The organism is Pseudomonas sp. NPDC089743 (assembly GCF_044748785.1).
Taxonomy (GTDB): domain Bacteria; phylum Pseudomonadota; class Gammaproteobacteria; order Pseudomonadales; family Pseudomonadaceae; genus Aquipseudomonas; species Aquipseudomonas putida_X.
Genome location: NZ_JBIVGS010000009.1, coordinates 61167 through 87079, shown reverse-complemented (window position 1 = coordinate 87079; position 25913 = coordinate 61167). Strand labels below are relative to the sequence as shown.

The 25913-nt window shown below is 62.2% G+C and carries 25 protein-coding genes; 18 read left to right on the top strand and 7 right to left on the bottom strand.

Annotation, left to right across the window (positions count from 1 at the left end):
- Window positions 1-66: 66 nt before the first annotated feature.
- From lpdA to ACIPZC_RS17210, 5 genes are all read left to right on the top strand, one after another.
- The gene (lpdA, locus tag ACIPZC_RS17230) at window positions 67-1503 is read left to right on the top strand and encodes a dihydrolipoyl dehydrogenase (RefSeq protein ID WP_241807047.1); all 1437 of its coding nucleotides are present in this window, start codon (window positions 67-69) and stop codon (window positions 1501-1503) included.
- A gap of 172 nt (window positions 1504-1675) precedes the next feature.
- Entirely contained in the window at window positions 1676-2842 is a 1167-nt protein-coding gene (sucC, locus tag ACIPZC_RS17225) for an ADP-forming succinate--CoA ligase subunit beta (protein ID WP_011534748.1), read from the top strand.
- Window positions 2842-3726 carry a succinate--CoA ligase subunit alpha gene (sucD, locus tag ACIPZC_RS17220; protein WP_016393102.1) on the top strand — a complete coding sequence of 295 codons (885 nt, stop codon included), beginning with the start codon at window positions 2842-2844 and terminating at the stop codon, window positions 3724-3726. Before sucC ends, sucD begins: the two co-directional genes overlap by 1 nt.
- Window positions 3727-4117: 391 nt before the next feature.
- Entirely contained in the window at window positions 4118-5431 is a 1314-nt protein-coding gene (gene brnQ / locus ACIPZC_RS17215) for a branched-chain amino acid transport system II carrier protein (protein ID WP_400628374.1), read from the top strand.
- Window positions 5432-5608: 177 nt separating this feature from the next.
- Window positions 5609-6358: a DUF599 domain-containing protein gene (locus ACIPZC_RS17210; protein ID WP_241807045.1), complete on the top strand. Its 750-nt coding sequence runs from the start codon at window positions 5609-5611 to the stop codon at window positions 6356-6358.
- 67 nt (window positions 6359-6425) lie between these two features.
- On the opposite strand, the gene ACIPZC_RS17205 is transcribed toward ACIPZC_RS17210, so the two are convergent.
- A complete protein-coding gene (locus ACIPZC_RS17205) occupies window positions 6426-6695 on the bottom strand; it encodes a hypothetical protein (RefSeq protein WP_012315342.1) in 270 nt (89 codons plus the stop codon).
- Window positions 6696-6865: 170 nt separating this feature from the next.
- Here ACIPZC_RS17205 and ACIPZC_RS17200 point away from each other — a divergent pair, with 170 nt between their 5' ends.
- The 4 genes from ACIPZC_RS17200 (at window position 6866) to ACIPZC_RS17185 (ending at window position 10585) form a co-directional block, all read left to right on the top strand.
- Window positions 6866-7342 (top strand): PaaI family thioesterase, encoded by a 477-nt coding sequence (locus tag ACIPZC_RS17200; RefSeq protein WP_400628372.1) that lies wholly within the window; start codon window positions 6866-6868, stop codon window positions 7340-7342.
- Window positions 7339-7821, top strand: a complete 483-nt coding sequence (locus ACIPZC_RS17195; protein ID WP_400628370.1) for a PaaI family thioesterase — start codon at window positions 7339-7341, stop codon at window positions 7819-7821. The genes ACIPZC_RS17200 and ACIPZC_RS17195 overlap by 4 nt, the downstream gene beginning before the upstream one ends.
- Before the next feature lie 69 nt (window positions 7822-7890).
- On the top strand, window positions 7891-9795 hold the full coding sequence (gene htpG / locus ACIPZC_RS17190; RefSeq protein ID WP_400628368.1) for a molecular chaperone HtpG: 1905 nt from the start codon (window positions 7891-7893) through the stop codon (window positions 9793-9795).
- 64 nt (window positions 9796-9859) lie between these two features.
- Window positions 9860-10585 carry a dienelactone hydrolase family protein gene (locus tag ACIPZC_RS17185; RefSeq protein ID WP_400628366.1) on the top strand — a complete coding sequence of 242 codons (726 nt, stop codon included), beginning with the start codon at window positions 9860-9862 and terminating at the stop codon, window positions 10583-10585.
- A gap of 173 nt (window positions 10586-10758) precedes the next feature.
- On the opposite strand, the gene ACIPZC_RS17180 is transcribed toward ACIPZC_RS17185, so the two are convergent.
- Entirely contained in the window at window positions 10759-11622 is an 864-nt protein-coding gene (locus tag ACIPZC_RS17180) for a pirin family protein (RefSeq protein WP_400628364.1), read from the bottom strand.
- A 115-nt stretch (window positions 11623-11737) separates the two neighbouring features.
- Between ACIPZC_RS17180 and ACIPZC_RS17175 the strand changes: the two genes are divergently transcribed.
- The gene (locus ACIPZC_RS17175; RefSeq protein ID WP_267817417.1) at window positions 11738-12742 is read left to right on the top strand and encodes an amidohydrolase family protein; all 1005 of its coding nucleotides are present in this window, start codon (window positions 11738-11740) and stop codon (window positions 12740-12742) included.
- A gap of 90 nt (window positions 12743-12832) precedes the next feature.
- Here ACIPZC_RS17175 and fabB read toward each other — a convergent pair whose 3' ends face one another.
- From fabB to ACIPZC_RS17150, 5 genes are all read right to left on the bottom strand, one after another.
- On the bottom strand, window positions 12833-14053 hold the full coding sequence (gene fabB / locus ACIPZC_RS17170) for a beta-ketoacyl-ACP synthase I (RefSeq protein WP_241807038.1): 1221 nt from the start codon (window positions 14051-14053) through the stop codon (window positions 12833-12835).
- An 11-nt stretch (window positions 14054-14064) separates the two neighbouring features.
- The gene (gene fabA / locus ACIPZC_RS17165; protein ID WP_241807037.1) at window positions 14065-14580 is read right to left on the bottom strand and encodes a 3-hydroxyacyl-[acyl-carrier-protein] dehydratase FabA; all 516 of its coding nucleotides are present in this window, start codon (window positions 14578-14580) and stop codon (window positions 14065-14067) included.
- 201 nt (window positions 14581-14781) lie between these two features.
- Window positions 14782-16713, bottom strand: a complete 1932-nt coding sequence (locus ACIPZC_RS17160) for an ATP-binding protein (protein ID WP_241807036.1) — start codon at window positions 16711-16713, stop codon at window positions 14782-14784.
- Complete coding sequence (locus ACIPZC_RS17155) at window positions 16710-17600, bottom strand: ABC transporter substrate-binding protein (protein WP_400628361.1); 891 nt, start codon at window positions 17598-17600, stop codon at window positions 16710-16712. The genes ACIPZC_RS17160 and ACIPZC_RS17155 overlap by 4 nt, the downstream gene beginning before the upstream one ends.
- The gene (locus tag ACIPZC_RS17150; protein WP_400628359.1) at window positions 17600-19747 is read right to left on the bottom strand and encodes a TonB-dependent receptor plug domain-containing protein; all 2148 of its coding nucleotides are present in this window, start codon (window positions 19745-19747) and stop codon (window positions 17600-17602) included. Before ACIPZC_RS17150 ends, ACIPZC_RS17155 begins: the two co-directional genes overlap by 1 nt.
- Before the next feature lie 251 nt (window positions 19748-19998).
- Between ACIPZC_RS17150 and ACIPZC_RS17145 the strand changes: the two genes are divergently transcribed.
- From ACIPZC_RS17145 to kdpF, 8 genes are all read left to right on the top strand, one after another.
- Entirely contained in the window at window positions 19999-21024 is a 1026-nt protein-coding gene (locus ACIPZC_RS17145) for an NAD(P)H-dependent glycerol-3-phosphate dehydrogenase (RefSeq protein WP_400628357.1), read from the top strand.
- A 36-nt stretch (window positions 21025-21060) separates the two neighbouring features.
- Window positions 21061-21408, top strand: coding sequence for a DUF4389 domain-containing protein (locus ACIPZC_RS17140; protein ID WP_046785237.1), 348 nt, complete (start codon window positions 21061-21063; stop codon window positions 21406-21408).
- Window positions 21405-21863 (top strand): phosphohistidine phosphatase SixA, encoded by a 459-nt coding sequence (gene sixA / locus ACIPZC_RS17135; RefSeq protein WP_241807032.1) that lies wholly within the window; start codon window positions 21405-21407, stop codon window positions 21861-21863. The genes ACIPZC_RS17140 and sixA overlap by 4 nt, the downstream gene beginning before the upstream one ends.
- Before the next feature lie 173 nt (window positions 21864-22036).
- The gene (locus tag ACIPZC_RS17130; RefSeq protein ID WP_241807031.1) at window positions 22037-22825 is read left to right on the top strand and encodes an alpha/beta fold hydrolase; all 789 of its coding nucleotides are present in this window, start codon (window positions 22037-22039) and stop codon (window positions 22823-22825) included.
- Complete coding sequence (locus ACIPZC_RS17125) at window positions 22822-23676, top strand: alpha/beta hydrolase (RefSeq protein WP_400628356.1); 855 nt, start codon at window positions 22822-22824, stop codon at window positions 23674-23676. The genes ACIPZC_RS17130 and ACIPZC_RS17125 overlap by 4 nt, the downstream gene beginning before the upstream one ends.
- Window positions 23677-23785: 109 nt before the next feature.
- Window positions 23786-24577, top strand: coding sequence for a DUF4892 domain-containing protein (locus ACIPZC_RS17120; RefSeq protein ID WP_400628354.1), 792 nt, complete (start codon window positions 23786-23788; stop codon window positions 24575-24577).
- 12 nt (window positions 24578-24589) lie between these two features.
- Window positions 24590-25642: an AI-2E family transporter gene (locus ACIPZC_RS17115; RefSeq protein WP_241807028.1), complete on the top strand. Its 1053-nt coding sequence runs from the start codon at window positions 24590-24592 to the stop codon at window positions 25640-25642.
- Between the two features lie 173 nt (window positions 25643-25815).
- The gene (kdpF, locus tag ACIPZC_RS17110; RefSeq protein ID WP_039602773.1) at window positions 25816-25905 is read left to right on the top strand and encodes a K(+)-transporting ATPase subunit F; all 90 of its coding nucleotides are present in this window, start codon (window positions 25816-25818) and stop codon (window positions 25903-25905) included.
- The last annotated feature ends 8 nt before the right edge of the window (window positions 25906-25913 follow it).

The window sequence follows — 25913 nt, the reverse complement described above, 5'->3', positions numbered from 1 at the left end:
TTCAAGCCGAAGCCTGCTGGTCTTGCGGCTTGCAGCTTGCCGCTTGAAGCTAAAAAGGAATCTTTTATGACCCAGAAATTCGACGTAGTGGTGATTGGTGCAGGTCCTGGCGGCTATGTGGCTGCTATCAAGGCTGCCCAACTTGGTCTGAAGACTGCCTGTATCGAGAAGTACACCGACGCCGAGGGCAAGCTGGCCCTGGGCGGCACTTGCCTGAACGTAGGCTGCATCCCCTCCAAGGCGCTGCTGGACAGCTCCTGGAAGTACAAGGAAGCCAAAGAGAGCTTCAACGTCCACGGTATCTCCACGGGCGAAGTGAAGATGGACGTCGCCGCGATGGTTGGCCGCAAGGCTGGCATCGTCAAGAACCTGACCGGTGGCGTTGCCACCCTGTTCAAGGCCAACGGCGTCACTTCGATCCAGGGCCACGGCAAACTGCTGGCTGGCAAGAAAGTCGAAGTCACCAAGGCTGACGGCACTACCGAAATCATCGAAGCCGAAAACGTGATCCTGGCCTCCGGCTCGCGTCCGATCGACATTCCGCCGGCTCCGGTCGACCAGAACGTCATCGTCGACTCCACCGGCGCCCTGGAATTCCAGTCGGTTCCCAAGCGCCTGGGCGTGATCGGTGCTGGCGTGATCGGCCTGGAGCTGGGTTCGGTATGGGCTCGCCTGGGTGCTGAAGTCACCGTCCTGGAAGCCCTGGACACCTTCCTGATGGCTGCCGACACCGCAGTGTCGAAAGAAGCCCAGAAGACCCTGACCAAGCAAGGCCTGGACATCAAGCTGGGCGCTCGCGTCACCGGCTCGAAAGTCAATGGCGACGAAGTCGAAGTGACCTACACCAATGCCGATGGCGAGCAGAAGATCACCTTCGACAAGCTGATCGTCGCGGTTGGCCGTCGCCCGGTGACCACCGACCTGCTGGCCTCCGACAGCGGTGTCAACATCGACGAGCGTGGCTACATCTTCGTTGACGATCACTGCGCTACCAGCGTGCCGGGCGTCTACGCCATCGGCGACGTGGTGCGCGGCATGATGCTGGCGCACAAGGCCTCGGAAGAGGGCATCATGGTCGTCGAGCGCATCAAGGGCCACAAGGCCCAGATGAACTACGACCTGATCCCTTCGGTTATCTACACCCACCCGGAAATCGCGTGGGTCGGCAAGACCGAACAAGCCTTGAAGGCCGAGGGTGTTGAGGTTAACGTAGGCACCTTCCCGTTCGCGGCCAGCGGCCGTGCGATGGCGGCCAACGACACCGGTGGTTTCGTCAAGGTCATCGCTGATGCCAAGACCGACCGCGTTCTGGGTGTACACGTGATTGGCCCGTCGGCTGCCGAACTGGTTCAGCAGGGCGCAATCGCAATGGAATTCGGCACCAGTGCCGAGGATCTGGGCATGATGGTCTTCAGCCATCCAACCCTGTCCGAAGCGTTGCATGAAGCAGCGCTGGCAGTGAATGGCGGCGCCATTCACGTGGCCAACCGTAAGAAGCGTTAATTATAAGAAACCACGGCGGGCTGCCCGTCGTGAGTCTTGCGTGCATGACTCACCGCGGAACGTCCGCCGGACCGGATCACACGGGAAAACCCGGGGTCAACGGTCACAGGTGGTGCGGCGCCAGTAATGGCGCAGCGCCGAAGCGCAGTACCTAACGAAGACGGTAAAAAGCATGAATCTTCACGAGTATCAGGGTAAGCAGCTGTTCGCTGAGTACGGCCTGCCAGTTTCCAAGGGTTTCGCGGTCGATACCCCTGAGCAAGCTGCAGAAGCCTGCGACAAGATCGGCGGTTCCGAGTGGGTTGTCAAAGCCCAGGTCCACGCTGGTGGTCGCGGTAAGGCGGGCGGCGTCAAGCTGGTTCGCAGCAAGGAAGACGCCAAGGCGTTCGCTGCACAGTGGTTGGGCAAGAATCTGGTTACCTACCAGACCGATGCCAACGGTCAACCCGTCTCCAAGATTCTGGTCGAATCCTGCACTGACATCGCCAAAGAGCTGTACCTGGGCGCTGTAGTGGATCGTTCGAGCCGCCGTATCGTGTTCATGGCCTCCACCGAAGGTGGTGTGGACATCGAGAAAGTCGCTCACGAAACGCCTGAGAAGATCCTCAAGGCTACCATCGACCCGCTGGTCGGCGCTCAGCCGTTCCAAGGGCGTGAACTGGCATTCCAGCTGGGCCTGGAAGGCAAGCAGGTTCAACAGTTCGCCAAGATCTTCGTTGGCCTGGCCAAGCTGTTCAAGGATCACGATCTGGCCCTGCTGGAAGTGAACCCGCTGGTGATCAAGGCCGATGGCGACCTGCACTGCCTCGATGCCAAGATCAACATCGACGCCAACGCCATGTACCGTCAGCCTAAGCTGAAGACCTTCCACGACCCGTCGCAGGACGACGCCCGTGAAGCCCACGCTGCCAAGTTCGAACTGAACTACGTTGCCCTGGAAGGCAACATCGGCTGCATGGTCAACGGTGCCGGCCTGGCCATGGGTACCATGGACATCGTCAACCTGCACGGCGGCAAGCCAGCCAACTTCCTCGACGTTGGTGGCGGTGCTACCAAAGAGCGCGTTACCGAAGCGTTCAAGATCATTCTGTCCGACAGCAATGTCGCGGCCGTTCTGGTCAACATCTTCGGCGGCATCGTTCGCTGCGACATGATTGCCGAAGGCATCATCGGTGCAGTGAAAGAAGTTGGCGTTAAGGTTCCGGTCGTCGTTCGCCTTGAAGGCAACAACGCCGAACTGGGCGCAAAAGTACTGGCAGAAAGCGGTTTGAACATCATTGCGGCAACCAGCCTGACCGACGCTGCTCAACAAGTTGTCAAAGCTGCGGAGGGCAAGTAATGAGCGTCCTGATCAATAAAGACACCAAAGTCATCTGCCAGGGCTTCACCGGCTCGCAGGGTACTTTCCACTCCGAACAAGCCATCGCCTATGGCACCAAGATGGTCGGCGGCGTTACCCCGGGCAAGGGTGGCACCACCCACCTGGGCCTGCCGGTGTTCAACACCGTCAAGGAAGCCGTGGAAGCTACCGGCGCTGACGCTTCGGTGATCTACGTTCCGGCTCCGTTCTGCAAGGACTCGATCCTGGAAGCAGCTTTCGGCGGTATCAAGCTGATCGTCTGCATCACCGAAGGCATTCCTACCCTGGACATGCTCGATGCCAAGGTCAAGTGCGACGAGCTGGGCGTTACCCTGATCGGCCCTAACTGCCCAGGTGTCATCACCCCGGGCGAGTGCAAGATCGGCATCATGCCAGGCCACATCCACCTGCCAGGCAAGGTCGGTATCGTATCGCGTTCCGGCACCCTGACCTACGAAGCGGTCAAGCAGACCACCGACGCCGGTTTCGGCCAGTCGACCTGCGTGGGTATCGGCGGCGACCCGATCCCAGGCTCGAACTTCATCGACATCCTGAAGCTGTTCCAGGAAGACCCGAAGACCGAAGCGATCGTCATGATCGGTGAGATCGGCGGTTCGGCTGAAGAAGAGGCCGCGGCTTACATCAAGGCCAATGTCACCAAGCCTGTCGTTTCCTACATCGCTGGTGTTACTGCACCTGCGGGCAAGCGTATGGGCCACGCTGGCGCCATCATTTCCGGCGGCAAGGGTACTGCGGACGAGAAGTTCGCCGCCCTGCAGGACGCTGGTGTGAAGACCGTGCGTTCCCTGGCTGACATCGGCAAGGCCCTGGCCGAGCTGACTGGCTGGGAAGCCAAGAAGTAAGTAGCACCCGCTTTACGTAGTACCCCCCACGCGCACAAAGGCCACCTTCGGGTGGCCTTTGTCGTTTTGTGGTCGGTTAACTCCACCCAAAGGTTCGGAAAATTCGACAGAGCTCATCAGGTTTTTCAACCAGACATTCGCTCGAATCAGCAATAAATTGTCGTTGAACACGGTCAACCAGACGACAAACATGTACGCACATCGGACAGGCAGCACTGTTCCAGTGCGTTTGCCGGGTAAAACGGTTAATCTACGCGTTCACTCTGTGCCCGTACCCCAAAAGGGAACGACACGCTAAACGGGTCTGGCCCATCAAGCCGGGCAGCATTTCCCTCACCCATGGGGAAATCCCTTCTCGAATCCCGATTTCAGCAGTGTGGTACTACCCTAAATGAAAGTTTTAAAAGGCCAGGATATCCTGGCGCTTGGCTTTATGACGTTTGCCCTTTTTGTGGGCGCTGGCAATATCATCTTCCCGCCCATCGTTGGCCTGCAGTCCGGGCCGCATGTCTGGATGGCCGCCCTGGGCTTTCTGGTAACGGCGGTGGGCCTGCCGGTCATCACCGTGGTCGCACTGGCCAAGGTCGGTGGTGGCATGGATGCGCTCAGCAGCCCGATCGGCAAGTTCTTCGGTGGCTTGTTGGCGGCGGTGTGCTACCTGTCGGTCGGCCCGCTGTTCGCCACCCCGCGCACGGCGACCGTGTCGTTCGAAGTGGGGGTTGCACCGCTCACCGGCGAAAGCCCGCTGGCGTTGTTCATCTACAGCCTGGTGTACTTCATCGTGGTACTGGCGGTGTCCATGTACCCGGGCAAGTTGCTCGATACCGTGGGCCGTTTCCTCGCGCCACTGAAGATCATCGCCCTGGCGGTCCTTGGCATCGCTGCGTTCGCGCTGCCGGCTGGCACCATTGGTGAAGCGCAGCCCGCCTATGCCGCCGCGGCCTTCTCCAAAGGCTTCTCCGATGGCTACCTGACCATGGACACCTTGGGTGCGCTGGTCTTCGGCATCGTGATCGTCAATGCCATCCGTTCGCGGGGTGTCGAATCGCCGAAGCTGATCACCCGCTATGCCATCATCGCTGGCCTGATTGCCGGTGTAGGCCTGGCGCTGGTGTACATCAGCCTGTTCCGTCTGGGGGCCAGCAGCCATGACATCGCGGCTGGCGCCACCAACGGTGCAGCGGTATTGCACGCCTACGTACAGCACACCTTCGGTTCGCTGGGCAGCGCCTTCCTGGCGGTGCTGATCGCGCTGGCCTGCCTGGTGACTGCGGTAGGCCTGACCTGCGCATGCGCCGAGTACTTCAGCCAGATCCTGCCGCTGTCGTACCGTGCGCTGGTGGTGATCCTGGCGGGCTTCTCGCTGCTGATCTCCAACCTGGGCCTGACCAAGCTGATCATGTTCTCGATCCCGGTGCTGACCGCGATCTACCCGCCGTGCATCGTGGTGGTGGGGCTGAGCTTCGTCAATGACCTGTGGAATTCGCCTACGCGCATCCTCGCGCCAGTCATGCTGGTGTCGCTGTTGTTCGGCATGGTTGACGCGATCAAGGGCAGCAGCATTGCCCACGTGTTGCCGGACTTCATGGCGCACCTGCCGCTGAGCGATCAGGGCCTGGCCTGGCTCGTGCCGTCGGTGGTGACACTGGTTGCTGCCGTGGCGTGCGACCGCATGCTTGGCAAGCCGCGTGAAGCGCTGGCCTGACAGGTTGACGCCTGCCGTTGGCACCGGCCACAAGCCGTAGGGTGCCCGCGCTGGCTGTACACCGAACCCCGCATCCCTGAGGATGCGGGGTTTTTTATTGCGCGGATGTGTCTTTGCGTGCTCGCAGGCGTCGAACAGCGGTGCCTATCCTTGTGCCCTGGCCTTCAGGAAAACTGCATGAATTTCATCCAAAGCAATCTTCACAACGTGTTGGCCCTGTGCTGGTTCGCGCTTTGCTGGGGCGGCTATACCCGCTATGCCATCTGGAAGGGCCGCGACACCGCCTGCCTGGCCAGTGTCCTGCATTTGTATCGGGAAGACTGGATGCGCCGCATGCTGCTGCGCGACAACCGCATCGCCGATGCCAGTGTCATCGGCAATCTGGAGCGCAACGCGTCGTTCTTCGCCTCCAGCACCCTGATCATTCTGGCCGGTATCCTGACCGTTCTGGGGGCTACTGACCGCGCTCTGTCGCTGCTGGCCGACCTGCCACTCGTACAACAGGCCTCGCAAGGCATGTCGGAAATCAAGCTGCTTTGCCTGGCGATGGTGTTCGTCTATGCGTTCTTCACGTTCAGCTGGTGCATGCGCCAATACAACTTTGCCGCAGTGCTGGTGGGGTCTGCGCCCATGATAGGCGAGCGGCTGGTCAGTGAGCTTGAGCGCAAGGCTTTCGCTTCGCGGGCGGCGAGGGTGTTGTCGCTGGCGGCCAACCAGTTCAACTTTGGCTTGCGCGCTTATTACTTCGGCATGGCCATGCTCACTTGGTTCATCAGCCCCGGGTTGTTCATGGTCGTGAGTGTTGGGGTGGTAGTGATCCTTTATCGCCGGGAGTTCCACTCCGATGTGCTGGAAGTGATGGTTTTCACACCGACGGAAAGTGCGCCTACCGAGACCAGCAAAGAAGGCGTCAACACAAACGCCTGAAACGTTTAATCCCTACATGACAGGCACAAAAAAACCCGACATTGTCGGGTTTTTTTGTGCCTCGCTATTACTGCTTGGCAGGCTCAGCGGGTGCGGTAGCCGGAGTGGCCGGCGCGGCCTCTTCAGCAGCTTTCTGCTCGGCTTCAGCCTGATCTTTGGCAGCTTCGGCGTTTTCCTCGGCGGCGTCGTTCATTTTATCCTGAGCTTCGCCCATTTTTTCCTGGGCCTGCTCGGCATGTTCCTGTGCGTCTTGGGCTTTGTCTTCGCTCGCTTTATCGCAAGCAGCCAGGCCCATGGCAGCAGCCAGCATCAGAGCAAAAGCAAATGGTTTACGCATTGGGTGTTTCTCCTTGGTGGAATAAGTGACTTGTTCCTTCGAGTTCGGCCGTGCGGCAATAGTTCCGTATCGTTTACAGATATATAACACTGCAGTGCGCATAGACTTTTTATCACACTTATGCAGATGTAACTGGCGCCAGCGGCCGTGAAGTGAAGTGGAGTGTACCGATGACCGATTCAAGCTTGATGGCCATGGCCGAGCGATTCTTGTCGGCACTGAAACATTGCCAAATGTTACACATGCGCGTGGAACAGGCGGACACCGATGGCATGACGCTGATCTTGCCCTGGTCACCGGCCATCGTCGGTAACCCGCAGACCGGCGCAGTGCATGGTGGCGCCCTGACCACGCTGATGGACACCACCTGCGGGATGGCCACGCTTTGCGTGCTGCCAAGCTTTGAGGTATGTCCAACCCTGGACCTTCGCATCGACTACATGCATCCGGCAGAGGCAGGCAAGCCCATCTATGGTCATGCCCAGTGCTATCGGGTCACCCGGGACGTGATCTTCACCCGAGGCATGGCTTATCAGGACGACCCCGCCCAGCCGATATGCCAGGTTGTCGGCACCTTCATGCGCCTGGGGCAGGAGGTCAAAGGTGGCATCCGCTTCGGCAAGGCACTGAAGGAGGGCAGGGCATGATTCCCCAAGACGTACGTCGCCAGCTCAACGCGGCCCATGCCGTGGGCGATTACCAGCCATTGCTGGCGTTGATACCTTATGCCGGCCTGATCGGCATCACCTGCGAGCGCCAGGGCGATGATTTGCTGTTCTGCCTGCCGGCCAACCCCGACAACATCGGCAACCCTTTGCTGCCGGCCATCCATGGGGGTGTGATCGCTGGCTTCATGGAGCTTTCTGCCGCCTTGTATCTGCTGATCTACAGCGAGAGCGCCAGCATTCCCAAGATCATCGATTTCTCCATCGACTACCTGCGCGCCGGGCATTTTCGCGACACCTATGCGCAGTGCCAGTTGTGGCGCCAAGGTCGGCGGGTGACCAATGTGGCGATCACGGCCTGGCAGGGCGATCGACAAGCCCCGATCGCCACTGCCCGCGCGCATTTCAAGATTGAGCCGGAAAAGCCCTTGAAATCGTCAGGGCTGCCCCCATCTGCATGACATCCGCCGTTAATGCATGCCGACTCGGCTGCAGGCGCCCACTGCCATCAGATCGGAGTTTTGAAGACCATGAGTGTGGAAACACAAAAGGAAACCCTGGGCTTCCAGACCGAGGTGAAGCAGCTGCTGCACCTCATGATTCACTCGCTGTACTCGAACAAGGAAATCTTCCTGCGTGAGCTGATTTCCAACGCCTCCGACGCCGCCGACAAGCTGCGCTTCGAAGCCCTGGCCAAGCCAGAACTGTTCGAAAACGATGCCGACCTGAAAATTCGCCTGAGTTTCGACAAGGACGCCGGTACCGTGACCCTCGAGGACAACGGCATCGGCATGAGCCGCGAAGACGTGATCACTCACCTGGGCACCATCGCCAAGTCTGGCACGGCCGACTTCATGAAGAACCTCACCGGTGACCAGAAGAAGGATTCGCACCTGATTGGCCAGTTCGGCGTGGGCTTCTATTCTGCCTTCATCGTCGCCGACAAGGTCGACGTGTTCAGCCGTCGCGCCGGCCAGCCGGCCGCCGAGGGTGTGCACTGGTCGTCCAAAGGCGAGGGTGAGTTCGAAGTTTCCACCGTCGAAAAACCACAGCGCGGCACCCGTATCGTCCTGCACCTGAAGAAGGACGAGCAGGAATTCGCCGATGGCTGGCGCCTGCGTAACGTGGTCAAGAAGTACTCCGATCACATTGCCCTGCCGATCCAGCTGCCCAAGGAACAGGCAGCTGCCGAAGGTGAAGAGCAGCCGGCCGAAGAGTGGGAAACCGTCAACCGCGCCAGTGCCCTGTGGACCCGCCCGCGTACCGAAATCAAGGACGAGGAATACCAGGAGTTCTACAAGCACATCGGCCATGACTTCGAAAACCCGCTGGCCTGGAGCCACAACAAGGTCGAAGGCAAGCTCGAATACAACTCGCTGCTGTACGTGCCGGCCCGCGCGCCGTTCGATCTGTACCAGCGTGAAGCGCCCCGCGGCCTGAAGCTGTATGTGCAGCGCGTGTTCATCATGGACCAGGCCGAGTCGTTCCTGCCGCTGTACCTGCGCTTCATCAAGGGTGTGGTCGACTCCAATGACCTGTCTCTGAACGTCTCCCGCGAGATCCTGCAGAAGGATCCGATCATCGATTCGATGAAAACCGCGCTGACCAAGCGCGTGCTGGACATGCTGGAGAAGCTGGCGAAGAACGAACCCGAGCAGTACAAGGGCTTCTGGAAGAACTTTGGCCAGGTACTCAAGGAAGGCCCGGCCGAAGACTTCGCCAACAAAGAGAAGATCGCCGGTTTGCTGCGCTTCGCCTCTACCCATGACGAGAGCGGCGAGCAGAGCGTCTCCCTGGCCGAATACCTGGCGCGCGCCAAGGAAGGCCAGGACAAGGTCTACTACCTCACCGGCGAGTCGTACGCGCAGGTCAAGAACAGCCCACACCTGGAAGTCTTCCGTAAGAAGGGCATCGAGGTGCTGCTGCTGACCGATCGCATCGACGAGTGGCTGATGAGCTACCTCAACGAGTTCGACGGCAAGGCCTTCGTCGATGTCGCGCGTGGCGACCTGGACCTGGGCAAGCTGGACTCCGAAGAGGACAAGAAGGCCCAGGAAGAAGTCGCCAAGGAAAAAGAAGGCCTGGTCGGGCGCTTGAAATCTGCGCTGGGTGAGAGCGTTGCCGAAGTGCGTGTGTCGCACCGCCTGACCGATTCGCCGGCAATCCTGGCCATCGGTGAGCAGGACCTGGGCCTGCAGATGCGCCAGATCCTCGAAGCCAGCGGGCAGAAGGTGCCGGACTCCAAGCCGATCTTCGAATTCAACCCGACTCATCCGCTGATCGAAAAGCTGGATAACGAGCAGAGCGAAGACCGCTTTGCCGAGCTGTCGCACATCCTGTTCGATCAGGCGGCGCTGGCGGCCGGTGACAGCTTGAAGGACCCGGCGGCTTACGTTCGTCGCCTGAACAAGCTGTTGGTCGAGCTGTCTGCTTGAGTTGATGCATCGATAAGCCCGCTTCGGCGGGCTTTTTTAATGGTGAATGCCCAAGGAGTGCTTGATGAGCAAGGTAATCGTCGAATCGCTGGTTTATCACCTGTCCGGCAAGACGTATGAAAGCCGCCTGGTGTATGAGCCCGGTGCGCTGGGGCGCCCGGGGCTTGTCATGGCGCCGAACTGGATGGGTATTGGCGAAGGTGCCGAGCGCATTGCCAAGGAAGTGGCCGAGAAGGGCTACGTGGTGCTGATTGCCGACTTGTACGGGCAATCGGTACGCCCTGCCAATGCTGAAGAGGCGGGCGCGGCCATGGCGCCTTTGAAGGATGACCGTGCTGAGCTGCGCAAGCGCATGCGCGAAGCACTGTCGCAGCTGCTGGCCCAATCCAAGGCACTGCTGACCCCCGGCAAGGTAGCCACGTTCGGCTTTTGCTTCGGCGGCTGCTGCGCCCTTGAGTTGGCTCGCGATGGCGCTGACCTGAGGGCTGCTGTGTCATTCCACGGCACGCTGGATACCCCCAACCCGGAAGATGCCAAACGTATCCAGGGCTCGGTACTGGTGCTGCACGGTGCCTCCGACCCGCTGGTGCCGAAGGAGCAGCTGCCGGCGTTCGAGGAGGAGATGAACGCGGCCAAGGTGGATTGGCAGCTGTTGAGCTACGGTGGCGCGGTGCACTCGTTCACTGACCCGGGTGCCAATGTACCGGGCAAGATGCAGTATGACCGTCGCACGTCGGAGCGGGCCTTCCGCTCGATGCACAACCTGCTGACAGAAGTGTTCCAGCGTTGAAATAGCGGGGGCGCTTTGCGCCCCATCGCCGGCAAGCCGGCTCCCACCCCGACCGCGCCGTTCTTCAGGCCTGCGCTTTAGCTGCGCAAGCAACCGTCTTGCTCAACGTCTAAAAGCCGGCGCAAGTCCATGTGGCTGGCTTGCCGGCGATGGGCTGCAGAGCAGCCCCAACATTACCGGGGCAACTCGATCCTTGAGGTTTCCCCTGGCACCTGCGGCCAATCTCCCGCAGCCCAGCGGGCTCTGGCCTGCTCGATCAGTTCCGGGTCACTGGCCACGAAATTCCAGTTCATCCGCCGCGGCCCGTCCAGCGGCTTCCCGCCAATCAGCACCAGCTGGCACTCGCCCTGCGCATACAGCGTCACATCCTCGCCCTCCGGTAGCACCACCAGGCTGCAAGGCTCCACATCCTCATCGCCCAGCACCAACTCGCCATCGAGCAGGTAAAGCGCCCGCTGCACGTGATCAGGCGGTATCAGCAGCGTCGTTGCCGGCTGCATCTGTACGTGCGCATAAAGGGTGGGGGAGAGCACGGGCACCGGTGATTCCAGGCAAAACCCGCTGCCGGCAATCATACAAATGCGTACCCCAAGGTTATCGCTCACGGGCAAACTGGCGGCGGGGTGATGGCTGTAGCTCGGCGGGCTTTGTTCCAGCTCACGCGGCGATGCCAGCCACACCTGCAGCCCGTGCAGGCGTGAGCCGTGGGCCAGGGCGTCGGCAGGCGTGCGCTCGACATGCGCCACACCGCTGCCGGCAGTCATCCAGCTGACATCGCCAGGCAGAACGCGCTGCTCGGTGCCCAGGCTGTCTTTGTGCAGGATTGCGCCTTCGAACAGGTAGGTCAGGGTCGACAGGCCGATATGTGGGTGTTGGCGGATATCCATGCCATGGCCCGGCGCATAGTCGGTTTCGAGCATGTGGTCGAAGAACACGAACGGGCCGACGCTGCGGCACTGCGCCGACGGCAGTGGGCGCAGGATCGGTTGGCCCTCGACCGATTCGGCGCGCGGGCGAATGACCAATGGGCTGCTCATGCTGTGCTCCAGGCGATGGGAAATAGCACCAGCATAGCGGTTTGCCGTGCACGGCTGAACCGCTGGCTAGCCCGTCAGGTCTATTCTGCTCATACCCAGAGAAGGATGCTGCCCCATGATTGCCAGAGTGCTGGCCTGCCTGTTGTTGTGCGTAACGTGGTGCCAGGCGGCACAGGCACGTGATTATCGCTACAGTGACGCCCACCTGCACTATGTGGACTTCTTTCAGGAGACTGAAGGCATGTCTGCACTGATCAAGGCCATGGATGAAGCCGGTGTCGATCACTCGATGATTTCCGGTATTCCGGTGGCCAAGAAATGGCACGAGGATGAGCCCAAGCGGCCGCGCTACTACGCCGGTGACGACGCCGATGCCTACTGGTACAGCGCAACCGACACCTACGTGGCGGCGGCGCTGCAGAAGCTGCCGGCGGAGCAGCGCAAGCGCTTTCACCCTTTCCTGACCGGTTTCAATCCGGTAGACAAGAATGCGGTCAGCCATATCGAGCGCATGCTCGATCTCTACCCTGGGCTCTGGCAGGGCATAGGTGAAGTCTTCACCCGGCACGACGACCTCACTGCGCTCACCAGCGGGGACACGCCCCGCGCCAACAACGAGGCCATGACGCGTATCTATCACCTGGCAGCCGAACGCGACATGCCGGTGCTGCTGCATTCGAACATCACCTCAAAGCGTGAGCGCAACCCGCTTTACCTGGCCGAGATCGAAGAACCGTTGCGTAATCATCCGCATACTCGGTTCATCTGGGCACACGCGGGCACGAGCATGGAGATTCATCGGCATCAGACGCAGATGGATTTTTTATTGCCGGTGCTGACACGCCTGCTCGAGGACTACCCCAACCTGTATATCGACTTGTCCTGGACTGTGCTCAAGCCGTACCTGCTCGATGACAAGGGTGTGCCGCGCAAGGCGTGGCTGGCGCTGGTCGAGCGTTTCCCTGAGCGCTTCATGCTCGGGTCTGACGTGGTGGGCAAGTTTGGCAGCGTGGGGGAGCAGATGCACGGCTTCGAGCCGTTTCTGGATGCTTTGCCGCAGGAGGTGGCGCAGCAGGTGGCGCGGGACAACTTCCTGGCGGTCTTGCCCAAGGCTCGCTGACGCTCTGCCCGCAGCGCTGCGCGGCACAGGCATACACAAAAGAAAACGCCCCGAACCAGTCGGGGCGTTTTCATTTACAGCGTCAAAGCATCACTTGCCAGTCCAGCGCTTGAGCACGAGGGTGGCGTTGGTGCCGCCAAAGCCGAAGCTGTTGCTCATGACCGTGTCGATCTTGGCGTTTTCTTCGGTTTTGCGCAGGATCGGCAGGTCAGCGACTTCCGGATCCAGTTCGTCGATGTTGGCGGAACCGGCGATGAAGTTGTTCTCCATCATCAGCAGGCAGTAGATCGCCTCATGCACGCCAGCAGCACCCAGCGAGTGGCCCGACAGGCTCTTGGTCGAGCTGATCTTGGGCGCCTTGTCGCCGAACACTTCGCGAACACCTTTGATTTCGGCAACGTCGCCGACCGGCGTCGAGGTGCCGTGGGTGTTCAGGTAGTCGATCGGGGTGTCGACCGTGGCCAGTGCCTGCTGCATGCAGCGAATGGCACCTTCGCCGCTTGGGGCAACCATGTCGTAGCCGTCGGAGGTCGCGCCGTAGCCGACGATTTCGGCGTAGATCTTGGCGCCACGGGCGAGGGCGTGTTCCAGTTCCTCGACCACGACCATACCGCCGCCGCCAGCGATGACGAAGCCATCACGGTCGGCATCGTAAGCGCGCGAAGCCAGTTCTGGCGTATCGTTGCGCTTGGTCGACAAGGCACCCATGGCATCGAACAGGAACGACTGGCTCCAGTGCTCTTCTTCACCGCCACCGGCGAAGACGATGTCCTGCTTGCCCCACTGGATCTGCTCCAGGGCGGTGCCGATGCAGTGTGCCGAGGTGGCGCAGGCCGACGAGATCGAGTAGTTCAGGCCCTTGATCTTGAACGGGGTGGCCAGGCACGCCGAGACGGTGCTGCCCATGGTGCGGGTGACGCGGTAGGGGCCGACACGCTTGACGCCTTTCTCACGCAGGGTGTCCAGCGCTTCCATCTGGTTCAGGGTCGAGGCCCCGCCGGAGCCAGCCACCAGGCCGGTACGCGGGTTGGAAACCTGCTCTTCGGTCAGGCCGGCGTCCTTGATCGCGTCCTGCATCGCCAGGTAGGCGTACGCCGCAGCGTGGCCAACGAAGCGGTAGACCTTGCGGTCGATCAGTTCTTCGAGGTTGAGGTCGATGGAGCCGGAAACCTGGCTACGCAGCCCCTGTTCCTTGTATTCCGGGTTGTAACGGATACCCGGACGGCTGTTGCGCAGGTTTTCGGTGACGGTAGCTTTGTCATTGCCCAGGCACGATACGATGCCCAGACCAGTTATAACGACGCGGCGCATGCGAATAACCCTTAGAAATTGTCAGTGGAGGTGAACACGCCGACCCGCAGGGCGTCGGCAGTGTAGATCTCGCGGCCGTCAACGCTGACCGAGCCATCGGCGATGGCCATGTTCAGCTTGCCCTTCAGGACGCGCTTGATGTGAATGTTGTAGGTGACTTTCTTGGCGGTGGGCAACACCTGACCAAAGAATTTCACTTCACCCGAACCCAGGGCGCGGCCACGGCCGGGCAGGCCCTGCCAGCCCAGGAAGAAACCAACCAGCTGCCACATGGCATCCAGGCCCAGGCAGCCAGGCATTACCGGGTCGCCTTCGAAATGGCAGGCGAAGAACCACAGGTCCGGGGTGATATCCAGCTCGGCGACCAATTCACCTTTGCCGTACTTGCCGCCTTCTTCGCTGATATGGGTGATGCGATCGACCATCAGCATGTTCGGCGCGGGCAGTTGCGCATTACCTGGGCCGAACAGCTCACCGCGACTGCAGCGCAGCAGGTCTTCCCGAGTAAAGGCGTGTTGTTTGGTCATGCGAGCTCCTCAATAACCCCCTGTGGCAGGGGATGAATCTTCCCGGCCAACCCGGCATCAGTCCGGGCGGCAGCCTACAGGTAGACTATTGCGTTGTAGTGAAAGTCACAGCGCACCTGGCGAAAGAAGTACAGGTGTGCACTGAAACGTCTATTTTCAGGGCCGATGACGGTCCTGTCCAGTCCTTAAGACTGCCGCACTTTAGCATTTATCGCCAGTCGCGACTGTCCGGCCAGGCAGCCAGCGTTGCAACACCTGCTGCAGGTCAGTGCGACGCAACGGTTTGCTCAGGTAATCGTCCATGCCGGCGGCCATGCAGCGCTCCCGGTCACCCTGCAGGGCGTTGGCGGTCAGGGCGATGATCGGTAGCTGGCCGCCGTTGGGCAGCAGGCGTATGCGTCGGGTGGCTTCATAACCATCGAGCTGTGGCAGGCGGCAGTCCATCAGGATGGCCGCAAAGCGCTGCTGGCTGACCTTTTCCACGGCCTGGATGCCGTCCTGGGCCACGCTGACCTCCAGGCCCAGGCTGCGCAACATGGCTTCGATAACGCTCTGATTGACCGGATTGTCCTCCACCAGCAGGATCCGTTCGCCTTGGGCGAGCGGGGTGTGAGCCGCCAGCGCGCCGGGCAATGCCGCAGCAGCAGAGCTGGCCAGAGCGAGCGGCATTTCCAGGGTGAAGGTCGAGCCCAGCCCTTCGTGGCTCTCCCCGCGCAGCGTGCCGCCCATGCGTTCAGCGAGGGTACGAGCGATGGACAGCCCCAGGCCGGTACCGCCATAGCGCCGTGAAATCGAGCTGTCGGCCTGCTGGAAGGCGACGAACATCATTTCCAGGCGTTCGCTGTCGATGCCGATACCGGTGTCGCGCACGCTGCAGGTGAACCAGAGCGTCTGACGATCGAGCGCCTGCCAACGAGCCTCGACCTGCACCTGGCCCCGTTCAGTGAACTTCAAGGCATTGCCGACCAGGTTGAGGAGGATCTGGCGGATGCGCGTGGGGTCGCCGACCACCTGCAGCTGCTGGCTCTGGGGCGGTAATTGCAGTTGCAGGTCCAGGCCCCGTTGCTGTGCGCTGTGCTGGAAGGACTGCACGCTGCTGGCGATCAGGTCGGCGAGGTTGAAGTCGATATGCTCCAGTTGCAGGGTGGTGCGTTCGATCCGGGAGAAATCGAGAATGTCGTTGATCACCTTGAGCAAGTGCCCGGTGGACTCGCTGGCCACAGCGGTGTACTCGGCCTGCTCGCTGGTCAGCTGGGTGGTTTCGAGCAGTTGCAGCATGCCCAGCACGCCATTCATGGGGGTACGCAACTCGTGGCTCATCATCGCCAGGAATTCCGACTTGGCGCCGTTGGCCTGCTCGGCCTCCTCGCGGGCCTGGATCAACTGGGCAATGGCTTGCTTCTGTTCGGCGCTGGCCTGTTCCAGGGCGCTGGCCAGGTTGTTGATGTGGCGCGCCAGGTGCCCCAGTTCGCTGTCGTCGACCACTGGCAGCGGGGTGTTGTAGTCACCTTGCTGAATGGCCTTGACCGCATGGCCCATGTCGCTGATCGGCTTTGCGAGGCTCATGGCCAGCCGGCGTGCGAGCAGGAAGGTGAACAGCAGGGCGAACAGTGCCAGGATGCCGGCCTTGATGACGATCTCCTGTTGGCGCTGGCTGAAGGCGTCGTCCGACATGCCGACGATCACCCGCCCCAGATAATCGTCCCCGATCGCCGGCGATGGCGCCTTGCCCTGCTGCAGGAAGTCACTGTCCAGGCGGATCTGTTGAAGGCGGATCGGAGCCTGGAATACCTCTACCCGCTGCGCCCGGTTGGTGCTTTCGTCGGCCTGCTCGACGTAGACGAGGATATGGTTGCGGCTGTCCTGCACTTCCAGAAAGCGCACATGTGGAATGCTCAGGGTGGCGCGCATCAACCCCTCGAGTACTTCGTTGTTGCCTGAAATCACCCCATATTCGGATGCCGGGGCCAATTGGTTGGCGATCAGTTGGCCGGTATGGTTGAGCTCCTGACGCAGGTCCTGAATACGCACGAAGGTGAAGAAGCTGATCAGCAGCAACGTCAGCAGCAGCGCAGGGCCCAGGCTGATGATCTGGGTGCGGGTGTGGATATCCCAGCTCAGGCGTTTGCTCATGGGGTGGGTTCTCCTTCGGCCAAAACCTTGGCAGTGGCGTTTGGATCGATCGGTTCCAGGCCCAGGGCGCGAGCCACCTGCTGGTTGCCACTGACCCCGAAGCGGTCGGGGTACAGGCTGCGCGGCCATTGCGCTGGCGGGCGGTCGAGCAGTTGGTCGAGCACCGCCAGCCAGTCTTCCTGGTCGCTGTAGGTACTGGCCAGAGCACCGGCGCGGACAAAACCGGCGTTCGGGCCGATCACCGCCATCTGCCGGCCGTAGCTGCTGAGCAGCAGGTTCTTGGCGGTCTTGGAGTTGTAGAGGTCGGGGTCTTCCAGGCCCAGCAGCACGTCGCTGTTGCCCAACAGATTCAGCAGCGGCCGGCTGTCGCGCTGGTCCGGCCATTGTTGGGCGACGATTTCCAGCCCCAGAGGCCGGGCTGCCTGGCGCAGCTCGTCAAGCAGAAAATGGCTGTGTTCTGCGTACAGCACGCCGATGCGTTGGGCTTGCGGCAACAGGTAGCGGGCCAGGCGCAGCTGGCGGGCCAGGGGCGGATCACTCCACAGCAGGGTCAAGTACGCCGGTCGCGACTTTCCCAGGCGCTGCTCGGCCTCTACGCGGCTGATGCGCATGGCCAAGGCCGGCGGGCCTTTGCTCTCGGCCAGGCGCCACTCCAGTGCGGCGCTGTCAATCAGCACCAGGCGCAGGTCGGCCGGCAGCTTGCCTGGGCGCGGCAGTTGGTCGACGGTCTGAAACCTTACCTGATCGTGGCTGCGGCGGCTTTCGAGCGCTGCGACAAAGCTGCGGATGCCGGGCTGTTCCTCGCCACCGACCAACAGGATTTCGCTGGCGGACAGCGAACCCATTGGCCAAAGGCAGAACACCAGCAGGCGCAGCAGACGGGCCATCAGAACTCCAGCTCCGCGCTGACGCTCAGGCGGTGACGGCTGTCATAGCGGTTCTGCACGGTGGTGGTCGGTTCGTCGTCCAGGCGCTGCTGCCATAACGCGGCCAGTTCGAGGGTGCTGCCCTGGATACGAAAGCGTTTGGCCAGACGCAGGTCGAGGCGCTCGTAGCGGTACTGGTTGAGTGCATCGTCCCCGTAGTAGAACAGCGCACTGGACCAGCCATCACCCCATTCGCGCATCCACCCCGCCGAGCCACTGTTGCGGGCAGTGTTGGCGCTGTCGGCGGGGTTGCTGGCCCAGGCATCGACATAGGCATAAGTGAGCCGCAGGCGGTCGCGCCGGGTGGGTCGCCAGTCCAGCTGTGCCTCGCTGCCGCTGAATCGGGCCTTGTTGGCGTTACTGGCGATGTACTGGTTGTTGCGCAGTGGCTCGCTGATCATTCCGGTGATCTCGTCGTAGAACAGCTTCACATCCATGTTCAGGTCGATATCGCTGAACTGGCCGTTGTAGCCCAGCTCACGTGAGCGCATGCGTTCCTGGTCGAGGTCGCCCGGCCCGCGGGTCTTGACGAAATACTCGCCGTTCTGCTGGCCGAACGCAGTAGGGGTCAGGTTCGTGACCGTGTAGCTCCAGTTGACGTTGTTCTCGAACATGTCCGGGGAGCGCACTGCCTCGGAATACACCGCACGCAAGCCGTGGCGTGGGGTGATCAGGTAGTTGACCGCCATGCGCGGTGACAGCGAGCTGCCGGACAGTTGCGAATCTTCGAACATCGCGCCGCCCTGCACGATCCAATGCTCGTCCGCGCGCCACTCCAACTGGCCAAAGAGGCGCCAGGTCTGATCGTCCAGGCCGCCGTCGAAATACGTCTGCGAGTCGGCGCGGTCATAACGGTAGTTCATGCCGCTGAGCAGGCGCAGGTTTTCGGTCAGGCTCAGGGTGTCCTGGATTTCCAGGTCGTAGCGGGTTTCCCGGGTGCTCTGGTCGACATCGCCGCACACCACGTTGCTGCCGCCCTGGTTGTTCCACTGGTCCTTGATGGCATCGACCAGCGCCTGCTCTTCGGGGTTGCTGCTGTTGGGCGGGTTGTTGGCGCCGCGGGCGACCTGCTCGGCGAAATTCGGGTTGAGCTGCCACAGCCGGGTCAGTTCCGGGCTGAACGACAGCGCTGCGTCGCAGGCGCGCCAGACCTGCTGGCGGTCGAAGTGCTGAGCCGAGCCCTGCACGTACAGGCTGTGGTCAGGGTTGAAGTCGATGTTCCAGCGCACGGAGCCTGCGTAGTCCTTGGCGTTGACGTCGGCATTGTTGCCGCTTTCGGTGACGAAGGGGAATACGGGCTGGTAGGTATAGGGCCGCTGGTTGCTGCCTTCCTTGGCTGCCAGTTGCCATTCCAGTGTCTGGTTTGTCGCCAGGTTGTGGCTGACGCTGAGGTTGAAGCGGTTCAGGCGGCGGCTGTCGCGGTAATCCTGGCCGAACTGGTTTTCATCGAAGCCGTCATCTTTCTGGCCCGACACCGACAGGCGCAGGTCACCGCCGTCCCAGCCGAAGCCGTGGCTGAGGTAGTAGTCATCGATGCCATCCTGGCCGCGGGTCAGCTTCATGCGCGTGCCGTGGCTGTCGGCGGGATTGCGGGTGAGAATGTTGACCACCGCCATCAGTGCGTTGGCGCCGTAGCTGACGGTGTTGGGGCCGCGGAACACCTCGATGCGTTCGATGTCCTCCAGCGCCACCGGGATGTCGCTCCAGTCCACCGTGGCCAGGCCGGCGCGGTACACCGAGCGGCCGTCGATGAGCACCTGCATGCGTCGGGCTTCGTTGACGTTGGTGCCGTGGTAGTTGACGGTCGGTTGGTTGCCGGCGCCGTAGCCGATCATCATCCCCGGCACCAGGCGCAGCAGTTCGGGAATGTCGCGGGCGCCGCTGGCTCGGATCAGTTCGCTGTCGAGCACGGTCATGCTGCCCGGCACGGCGGCCGGGGACTGTTTCAGCCGCGTGGCGGTCAGAACCTGTGGCAGGTCGGCGTTGTCGATGAACAGGTCGTCGGCCACGGCCGGGCTGCCGAGCAATGCTGTGAGCAGCAACAGGCGAGGGTAGGGAGGCGTGCCAGGGAACACGATACGGCCTTGTATCAGAGTTGAAACAGGCATGTTAACTGACCATGGAGCTTTTGCCAGCCAAACGGTGGGCTGCGGGCTGCAAGCTACGAGCTGCAAGCTGCAAGCTGCAAGCTGCAAGAAACAGCGACCTCACTGGCCACAAGGTTTTCTTATGGCTTGAAGCTTGAAGCTTGAAGCTTGCAGCTTGCAGCTTGCGGCTTGCAGCTTGTAGCTCGCAATCCCTGGCTTGGTCGTATAATGGACCCCGTCGCCAATTAACTAATGGCTTTAACGGATTGAATATGACTGAACAGCACCCTGTTGCAGTTCTGGGAGGCGGCAGCTTCGGCACCGCAGTGGCGAACTTGCTGGCGCAGAACGGCGTGCCGGTGCGCCAATGGATGCGTGACCCTGAGCAGGCCGAGGCCATGCGCATCAATCGCGAGAACCCGCGCTACCTCAAAGGCATCCGCCTGCATGACGGCGTCGAGCCGGTCAACGACCTGCTGGCCACGTTGCACAGCAGCGACCTGATCTTCGTTGCGCTGCCTTCCAGCGCCTTGCGCAGCGTCCTGGCCCCGCATGCCGGGCTGTTGCGCGGCAAATGCCTGGTCAGCCTGACCAAAGGCATCGAAGCACAGAGCTTCAAGCTGATGAGCCAGATCCTCGAAGAAATCGCACCCGATGCACGAATCGGTGTGTTGTCCGGGCCAAACCTGGCCCGCGAGATCGCTGAGCATGCGCTGACCGCTACCGTGGTCGCCAGCGAAGATGAAGACCTCTGCCAGCGCGTGCAGGCGGTATTGCACGGGCGTACCTTCCGTGTCTACGCCAGCAGCGACCGCTTTGGTGTCGAGCTGGGCGGTGCCCTGAAGAACGTCTATGCGATCATCGCTGGCATGGCCGTGGCATTGGGGATGGGCGAAAACACCAAGAGCATGCTGATTACCCGGGCGCTGGCCGAAATGACCCGTTTCGCCGTGAGCCAGGGTGCCAACCCCATGACCTTCCTCGGCCTTGCCGGGGTCGGCGACCTGATCGTCACCTGTTCTTCGCCCAAGAGCCGCAACTACCAGGTCGGTCACGCCCTGGGCCAGGGCCTGACGCTGGAGCAGGCAGTCACTCGCCTGGGCGAAGTGGCCGAAGGGGTCAATACCCTGAAGGTACTCAAGGCCAAGGCGGAGGAGGTCCAGGTCTACATGCCGCTGGTGGCCGGGCTGCACGCCATCCTCTTCGAAGGCCGCACGCTGAACCAGGTGATCGAGCGCTTGATGCGTGCCGAGCCCAAGACCGACGTCGATTTCATTTCCATCAGCGGTTTCAACTGAGCCTTCAGCGGCTTTGGACAGAACAAGGAGCGACACATGAACGATACCCCTGAGCGCGCCCAGCGCGAGTCGATCATCCTGCGCGTGTTGTGGATGCTGGTGTTTCTGGTGGTGTGGCAATTGGCCGAGCTGTTGCTCGGCGGCCTGGTGCTGGTGCAGCTCATCTACCGCCTGATCTACGGCGCGCCGAGCGCCAGCCTGATGAACTTCGGCGACAGCCTGAGCCAGTATCTGGCGCAGATCGGTCGCTTTGGCACCTTCCATACCGACAGCAAACCGTGGCCTTTCGCTGACTGGCCCACGCCGCGTGCGCCGGAAGGCGAAGCGCCCCATGCCGTTGCCCCAGCACCCCATCCGGTACGCGACGAGGAGCCTAAACTGTGAAACTGTGGGTATTGCGCCACGGTGAGGCTGAGCCCAGGGCCAACACCGACGCCGAACGGCGCCTGACTGCCCACGGCCGCGAGCAGGTGCTGCACAGTGCTGCGCACCTGCTTGGCCAGCCGCTGCAGGCCATCCTTGCCAGCCCCTACGTGCGTGCTCAGCAAACGGCCGCCCTGGTGCATGACACCCTGGGCTTTGCCGAGCCGGTGCGCACCGTGCCCTGGCTGACGCCGGAAAGCAACGTGCAAGAGGTGATCGCCGAACTCGAACGCCTGGGGCTTGAGCAGGTATTGCTGGTCAGCCACCAGCCGTTGGTGGGCGCGCTGGTGGGCATGCTGGAGCATGGCCACGCGCAACAGCCTGCGCCGCTGAGCACCGCCAGCCTGGCGCAGCTTGAAGGCGACTGGCCGCTGGCGGGGCTGATGACCCTGCAGGCCCTGCATCACGCCCCTTGAGTGATCGGCAACGGGCCTTTGTGCCTGTTGCCGTGCCCTCTGCCGATTGCTCGCATACCCGCCTGGTGAGCCCTCGGTGACCTGATCGCCCTCGCCGATGACCTTTACAGGCGTTGCCGAGCGCGAGCCGGATGCCGACAATGGGCCATCATCCCCGTACCGGACCAGGTGCCATGTCGCAGCAGATCTTCTTCGCCCATGCCAACGGATTCCCGTCGGCCACCTATGGCAAGCTGTTCGCTGCCCTGGCGCCGGATTACCAGGTGCAGCATTTGCCCCAGCATGCTCACGACCCCCGCTTTCCGGTGAACGAGAACTGGCAGAGCCTGGTGGACGAACTTTTACACCACCTGGCCAGGCAGGATCAGCCGGTGTGGGGTGTCGGGCACTCGCTCGGTGGCGTGCTGCACCTGCATGCAGCCCTGCGCTGCCCGGCGTATTACCGCGGTGTGGTCATGCTTGACTCACCGGTGCTGACCCGCGCCGATCAGTGGTTGCTGCGCACCGCCAAGCGCTTTGGCTTCATCGACCGCATTACCCCTGCTGGCCGCACCCTGGGCCGGCGAGAAGCGTTCAGCGACCGCGCCAGCGCACGGGATTATTTCGCCAGCAAGAAGCTGTTCCGGCATTTTGACCCCGACTGCCTGGAAGCCTACCTCGAGCATGGCCTGGAAGACGTGGAGCAGGGGGTACGCCTGCGCTTCGATCCGGCTACCGAGATCAGCATCTACCGCAGCATTCCTCACGCCAGCCCGGCCCCTGCACGGCAGCTTCAGGTGCCCCTGGCGATGGTGCGGGGGGAGCGCAGCAATGTGATTCGTCGCCACCACACGTTGGCGGTGCGCGGCATGCCCAAGGGCGAATACCACAGCGTGCCCGGTGGGCACATGTTCCCGCTGGAGCGGCCGACAGACACTGCCAGCCTGATCAAAGGCCTGTTCGACCGCTGGGGCCAGGCATGAGTGCCCATGTCGAGGAAATCCGCCTCAGCCTCGGCCATATCGAACTGGCTGCTCACCTGTTCGGCCCCGAAGATGGCCTGCCGGTGATCGCCCTGCATGGCTGGCTGGACAACGCCAACAGTTATGCCCGCCTCGCACCGCAATTGAAAGGCCTGCGTATCCTCGCCCTGGACCTTGCCGGGCACGGCTACTCGCAGCACCGCCCGCCAGGCGCCGGATATGCGCTGGCCGACTACGCCCATGATGTACTGCGGGTTGCCGAACAACTGGGCTGGCAACGGTTTGCCCTGTTGGGGCATTCGCTGGGGGCGATCATTTCGGTGCAACTGGCCGCCGCCCTGCCAGAGCGGGTCAGCCACCTGGCGCTGATCGATGGTGTCATCCCGCCGACCGGGGCCGAGGAGGATGCCGGCGAGCGCCTGGGGTTGGCGCTGCAGGCCCAGTTGCGCCTGGATGGCAAACGCAAGTCGGTCTACCAGACCCTGGAGGAGGGCGTGCAGGCGCGCATGAAGGGCATGGTCGCGGTCAGCCGGGACGCTGCCGAGTTGCTCGCCCAGCGCGGACTGATGCCGGTGCCTGGCGGTTACAGTTGGCGCAGTGACAGCCGCCTGACGTTACCGTCGCCGGTGCGCTTGAGCCATGCCCAGGCCATGGCCTACGTGCGCCGGGTGAACTGCCCGGCCTGCCTGGTGGTGGCGGCCGATGGCATGCTGGCGCGCCACGCTGAGCTGCTGCAGCAGCTAACCTTTGAACAGACGGTGCTGCCCGGTGGCCATCATCTGCACCTGAACGATGACCACGGTGCGGCCCTTGTCGCAGACTGTATCAATCGCTTCTTTGGCTTTGCTTGACTTGAGCCGGACAAGTGTCGAGGCTTGGCGGGTTGAACAGGGAGACAACCATGCAACTGCCAGACATCCTGGAGCTTCATCACGGCGCTCGCCGCCGCGCGGGTCGCCGATGAGCGTGCCCGTCATGATTCGTACTGCCGGCGCCTGCCTGGCGCTCGTCAGCCCGTTGCTGTGGGCCGGCGCCCTGCCGGTGCCTGTGGACGCCAAAGTGGTCGAACAACGCCCGGGAGTCGAGCAGGAACGCATCTACCCAATGGGCCCACTGCGCAAGATCAGCGGCCGTCTGCGCGTGGACGACAAGGTCGAGAGCCGGGGCCAGGTCAGCTCCATCACCTACGAGCTGCCGGAAGAGCGCACGGCGCGCGAGGCTTTTGCCAGCGCCCGTGAAGCACTGCAGCGCGATGGCGGCTATCCGTTGTTCTGGTGTCTGGGCCGCGATTGCGGCGAAGCCAGCCTGTGGGGCAACGAGGTATTCGGCAGTGCGCGGCTCAATGGCGGTGACGAGCAGCAGGCGTTCATCCTTCTGCGCCGCTCCGCCGAAGAGGCCGATACCCTGGTGGCGCTTTACGCCGTAACCCGCGGCAACCGTCGCGCCTACCTGCATGTGGAAGAGTTCGTCGCCAGCAGCCCGCTGGGTGAATTGCTGCCGACACCCGCCACGGTGCTGCTTGAAATGCGCGACACTGGCAAGCTCGACTACCCCGACCTGGGGGCACCTGAGCCTGCGTGGGTGGCGCTGTTGGGGCGCAGCCTGAAGCTGGATATCACGTTGCGCGCCAGCCTCAGCGGTGCCCAGGCCGAAGCCTGGCGTCAGCAACTGATCAAGGCCGGCGTACGCAGCAACCGGCTCGAAGTCGGCAATACCCCCACCGATGGCCTGCACCTGGAACTGATCCGTTGAATGAGCGCCACCATGGCCAACAATGATCGCCTGCTGATCCAGATTATCCTGCTGACCTTGCTCGGCGCCACGTTGTGGGTGATGGCGCCGTTCATCTCCGCGTTGTTGTGGGGGGCAATCCTGGCATTTGCCAGTTGGCCGCTGATGCGCCTGCTGACGCGCGCACTGGGTGGGCGTGAAACATTGGCGGCAGGCCTGCTGACCTCGGCCTGGATCCTGATCGTGGCCTTGCCGCTGGTGTTGTTGGGCTTCAACCTCGCCGACCACGTTCGGGACGCCACTGCCTTCGTGCGCGACGTACAGGTCGATGGTTTGCCTGATGCCCCGGCATGGCTGGGTGGCATTCCGCTGGTAGGTGAGCGGCTGGTCAGCGGCTGGCAATCCCTGGACCAGCAGGGTGCTGCGCTGATCGCGTCGGTCAAACCTCACCTGGGGCAGGTCGGCAACTGGTTGCTGGCGCGCAGTGCGCAAATCGGCAGCGGTGTGCTGGAGCTGACGCTGAGCCTGGTGTTCGTATTCTTTTTCTACCGCGATGGGCCGCGCCTGGCGGCGTTCGTCCTGCGCTTGCTGAACCGCCTTGTAGGTGAGCGTGCCGAGTATTACCTGGACCTGGTAGCGGGCACCGTGCAACGGGTGGTGAACGGGGTGATCGGTACTGCGGCGGCACAGGCACTGCTGGCCTTGATCGGCTTCCTGATTGCCGGTGTGCCGGGGGCCATCGTGCTGGGCCTGGTCACCTTCATGCTCAGCCTGATCCCCATGGGGCCGCCACTTGCGTGGATACCCGCGACGGCCTGGCTGGTATGGAAGGGTGAGTACGGCATGGCGGTGTTCCTCGGTATCTGGGGCACCTTCGTCATCAGTGGTGTGGACAACGTGCTCAAGCCTTACCTGATCAGCAGGGGCGGCAACCTGCCGCTGGTCATCGTGCTGCTCGGGGTGTTTGGCGGTTTGATTGCCTTTGGCTTCATTGGCCTGTTCATCGGGCCGACCCTGCTGGCGGTGGGGTATAGCCTGCTGCTGGACTGGAGCCGCAACGCCGGGCAGCCAACCCCCCAACCTTAGCCTGCCTGACCCCTGGCGGGCTTGCCCGCCGATGGGCCGGTGCAGGCAACGGCCCGTCCTGATCTTTACGCATTCTTTATCCCCAGCCCCGCGCCTCGATCTCGCCCCTTTACGCCTTCCCCTCGGACAATTCCCCCAAAGCGGCCCAAGCCGTAACCAGGGGAGATCCACACATGAACATGCTCGACGGGCTGTCACTGCTACTGGCAGTGGCATTGGCGGTTTACCTGCTGATGGCGCTGCTGCGCGCCGATCGCAGCTAGGGAGCGGC

Excerpts from the sequence above, each read along its gene's own strand:
- sucD (WP_016393102.1), top strand. The coding sequence starts at position 2,842 with ATGAGCGTCCTGATCAATAAAGACACCAAAGTCATCTGCCAGGGCTTC.
- ACIPZC_RS17205 (WP_012315342.1), bottom strand. The coding sequence starts at position 6,695 with ATGCGTAAACCATTTGCTTTTGCTCTGATGCTGGCTGCTGCCATGGGC.
- ACIPZC_RS17155 (WP_400628361.1), bottom strand. The coding sequence starts at position 17,600 with ATGGCCCGTCTGCTGCGCCTGCTGGTGTTCTGCCTTTGGCCAATGGGT.
- brnQ (WP_400628374.1), top strand. The coding sequence starts at position 4,118 with ATGAAAGTTTTAAAAGGCCAGGATATCCTGGCGCTTGGCTTTATGACG.
- ACIPZC_RS17195 (WP_400628370.1), top strand. The coding sequence starts at position 7,339 with ATGATTCCCCAAGACGTACGTCGCCAGCTCAACGCGGCCCATGCCGTG.
- sucC (WP_011534748.1), top strand. The coding sequence starts at position 1,676 with ATGAATCTTCACGAGTATCAGGGTAAGCAGCTGTTCGCTGAGTACGGC.
- ACIPZC_RS17150 (WP_400628359.1), bottom strand. The coding sequence starts at position 19,747 with ATGCCTGTTTCAACTCTGATACAAGGCCGTATCGTGTTCCCTGGCACG.
- ACIPZC_RS17130 (WP_241807031.1), top strand. The coding sequence starts at position 22,037 with ATGTCGCAGCAGATCTTCTTCGCCCATGCCAACGGATTCCCGTCGGCC.
- kdpF (WP_039602773.1), top strand. The coding sequence starts at position 25,816 with ATGAACATGCTCGACGGGCTGTCACTGCTACTGGCAGTGGCATTGGCG.
- ACIPZC_RS17175 (WP_267817417.1), top strand. The coding sequence starts at position 11,738 with ATGATTGCCAGAGTGCTGGCCTGCCTGTTGTTGTGCGTAACGTGGTGC.
- ACIPZC_RS17140 (WP_046785237.1), top strand. The coding sequence starts at position 21,061 with ATGAACGATACCCCTGAGCGCGCCCAGCGCGAGTCGATCATCCTGCGC.
- fabB (WP_241807038.1), bottom strand. The coding sequence starts at position 14,053 with ATGCGCCGCGTCGTTATAACTGGTCTGGGCATCGTATCGTGCCTGGGC.
- fabA (WP_241807037.1), bottom strand. The coding sequence starts at position 14,580 with ATGACCAAACAACACGCCTTTACTCGGGAAGACCTGCTGCGCTGCAGT.
- ACIPZC_RS17115 (WP_241807028.1), top strand. The coding sequence starts at position 24,590 with ATGGCCAACAATGATCGCCTGCTGATCCAGATTATCCTGCTGACCTTG.
- ACIPZC_RS17125 (WP_400628356.1), top strand. The coding sequence starts at position 22,822 with ATGAGTGCCCATGTCGAGGAAATCCGCCTCAGCCTCGGCCATATCGAA.
- ACIPZC_RS17210 (WP_241807045.1), top strand. The coding sequence starts at position 5,609 with ATGAATTTCATCCAAAGCAATCTTCACAACGTGTTGGCCCTGTGCTGG.
- ACIPZC_RS17200 (WP_400628372.1), top strand. The coding sequence starts at position 6,866 with ATGACCGATTCAAGCTTGATGGCCATGGCCGAGCGATTCTTGTCGGCA.
- ACIPZC_RS17145 (WP_400628357.1), top strand. The coding sequence starts at position 19,999 with ATGACTGAACAGCACCCTGTTGCAGTTCTGGGAGGCGGCAGCTTCGGC.
- ACIPZC_RS17180 (WP_400628364.1), bottom strand. The coding sequence starts at position 11,622 with ATGAGCAGCCCATTGGTCATTCGCCCGCGCGCCGAATCGGTCGAGGGC.
- ACIPZC_RS17120 (WP_400628354.1), top strand. The coding sequence starts at position 23,786 with ATGAGCGTGCCCGTCATGATTCGTACTGCCGGCGCCTGCCTGGCGCTC.
- ACIPZC_RS17185 (WP_400628366.1), top strand. The coding sequence starts at position 9,860 with ATGAGCAAGGTAATCGTCGAATCGCTGGTTTATCACCTGTCCGGCAAG.
- htpG (WP_400628368.1), top strand. The coding sequence starts at position 7,891 with ATGAGTGTGGAAACACAAAAGGAAACCCTGGGCTTCCAGACCGAGGTG.
- lpdA (WP_241807047.1), top strand. The coding sequence starts at position 67 with ATGACCCAGAAATTCGACGTAGTGGTGATTGGTGCAGGTCCTGGCGGC.
- ACIPZC_RS17160 (WP_241807036.1), bottom strand. The coding sequence starts at position 16,713 with ATGAGCAAACGCCTGAGCTGGGATATCCACACCCGCACCCAGATCATC.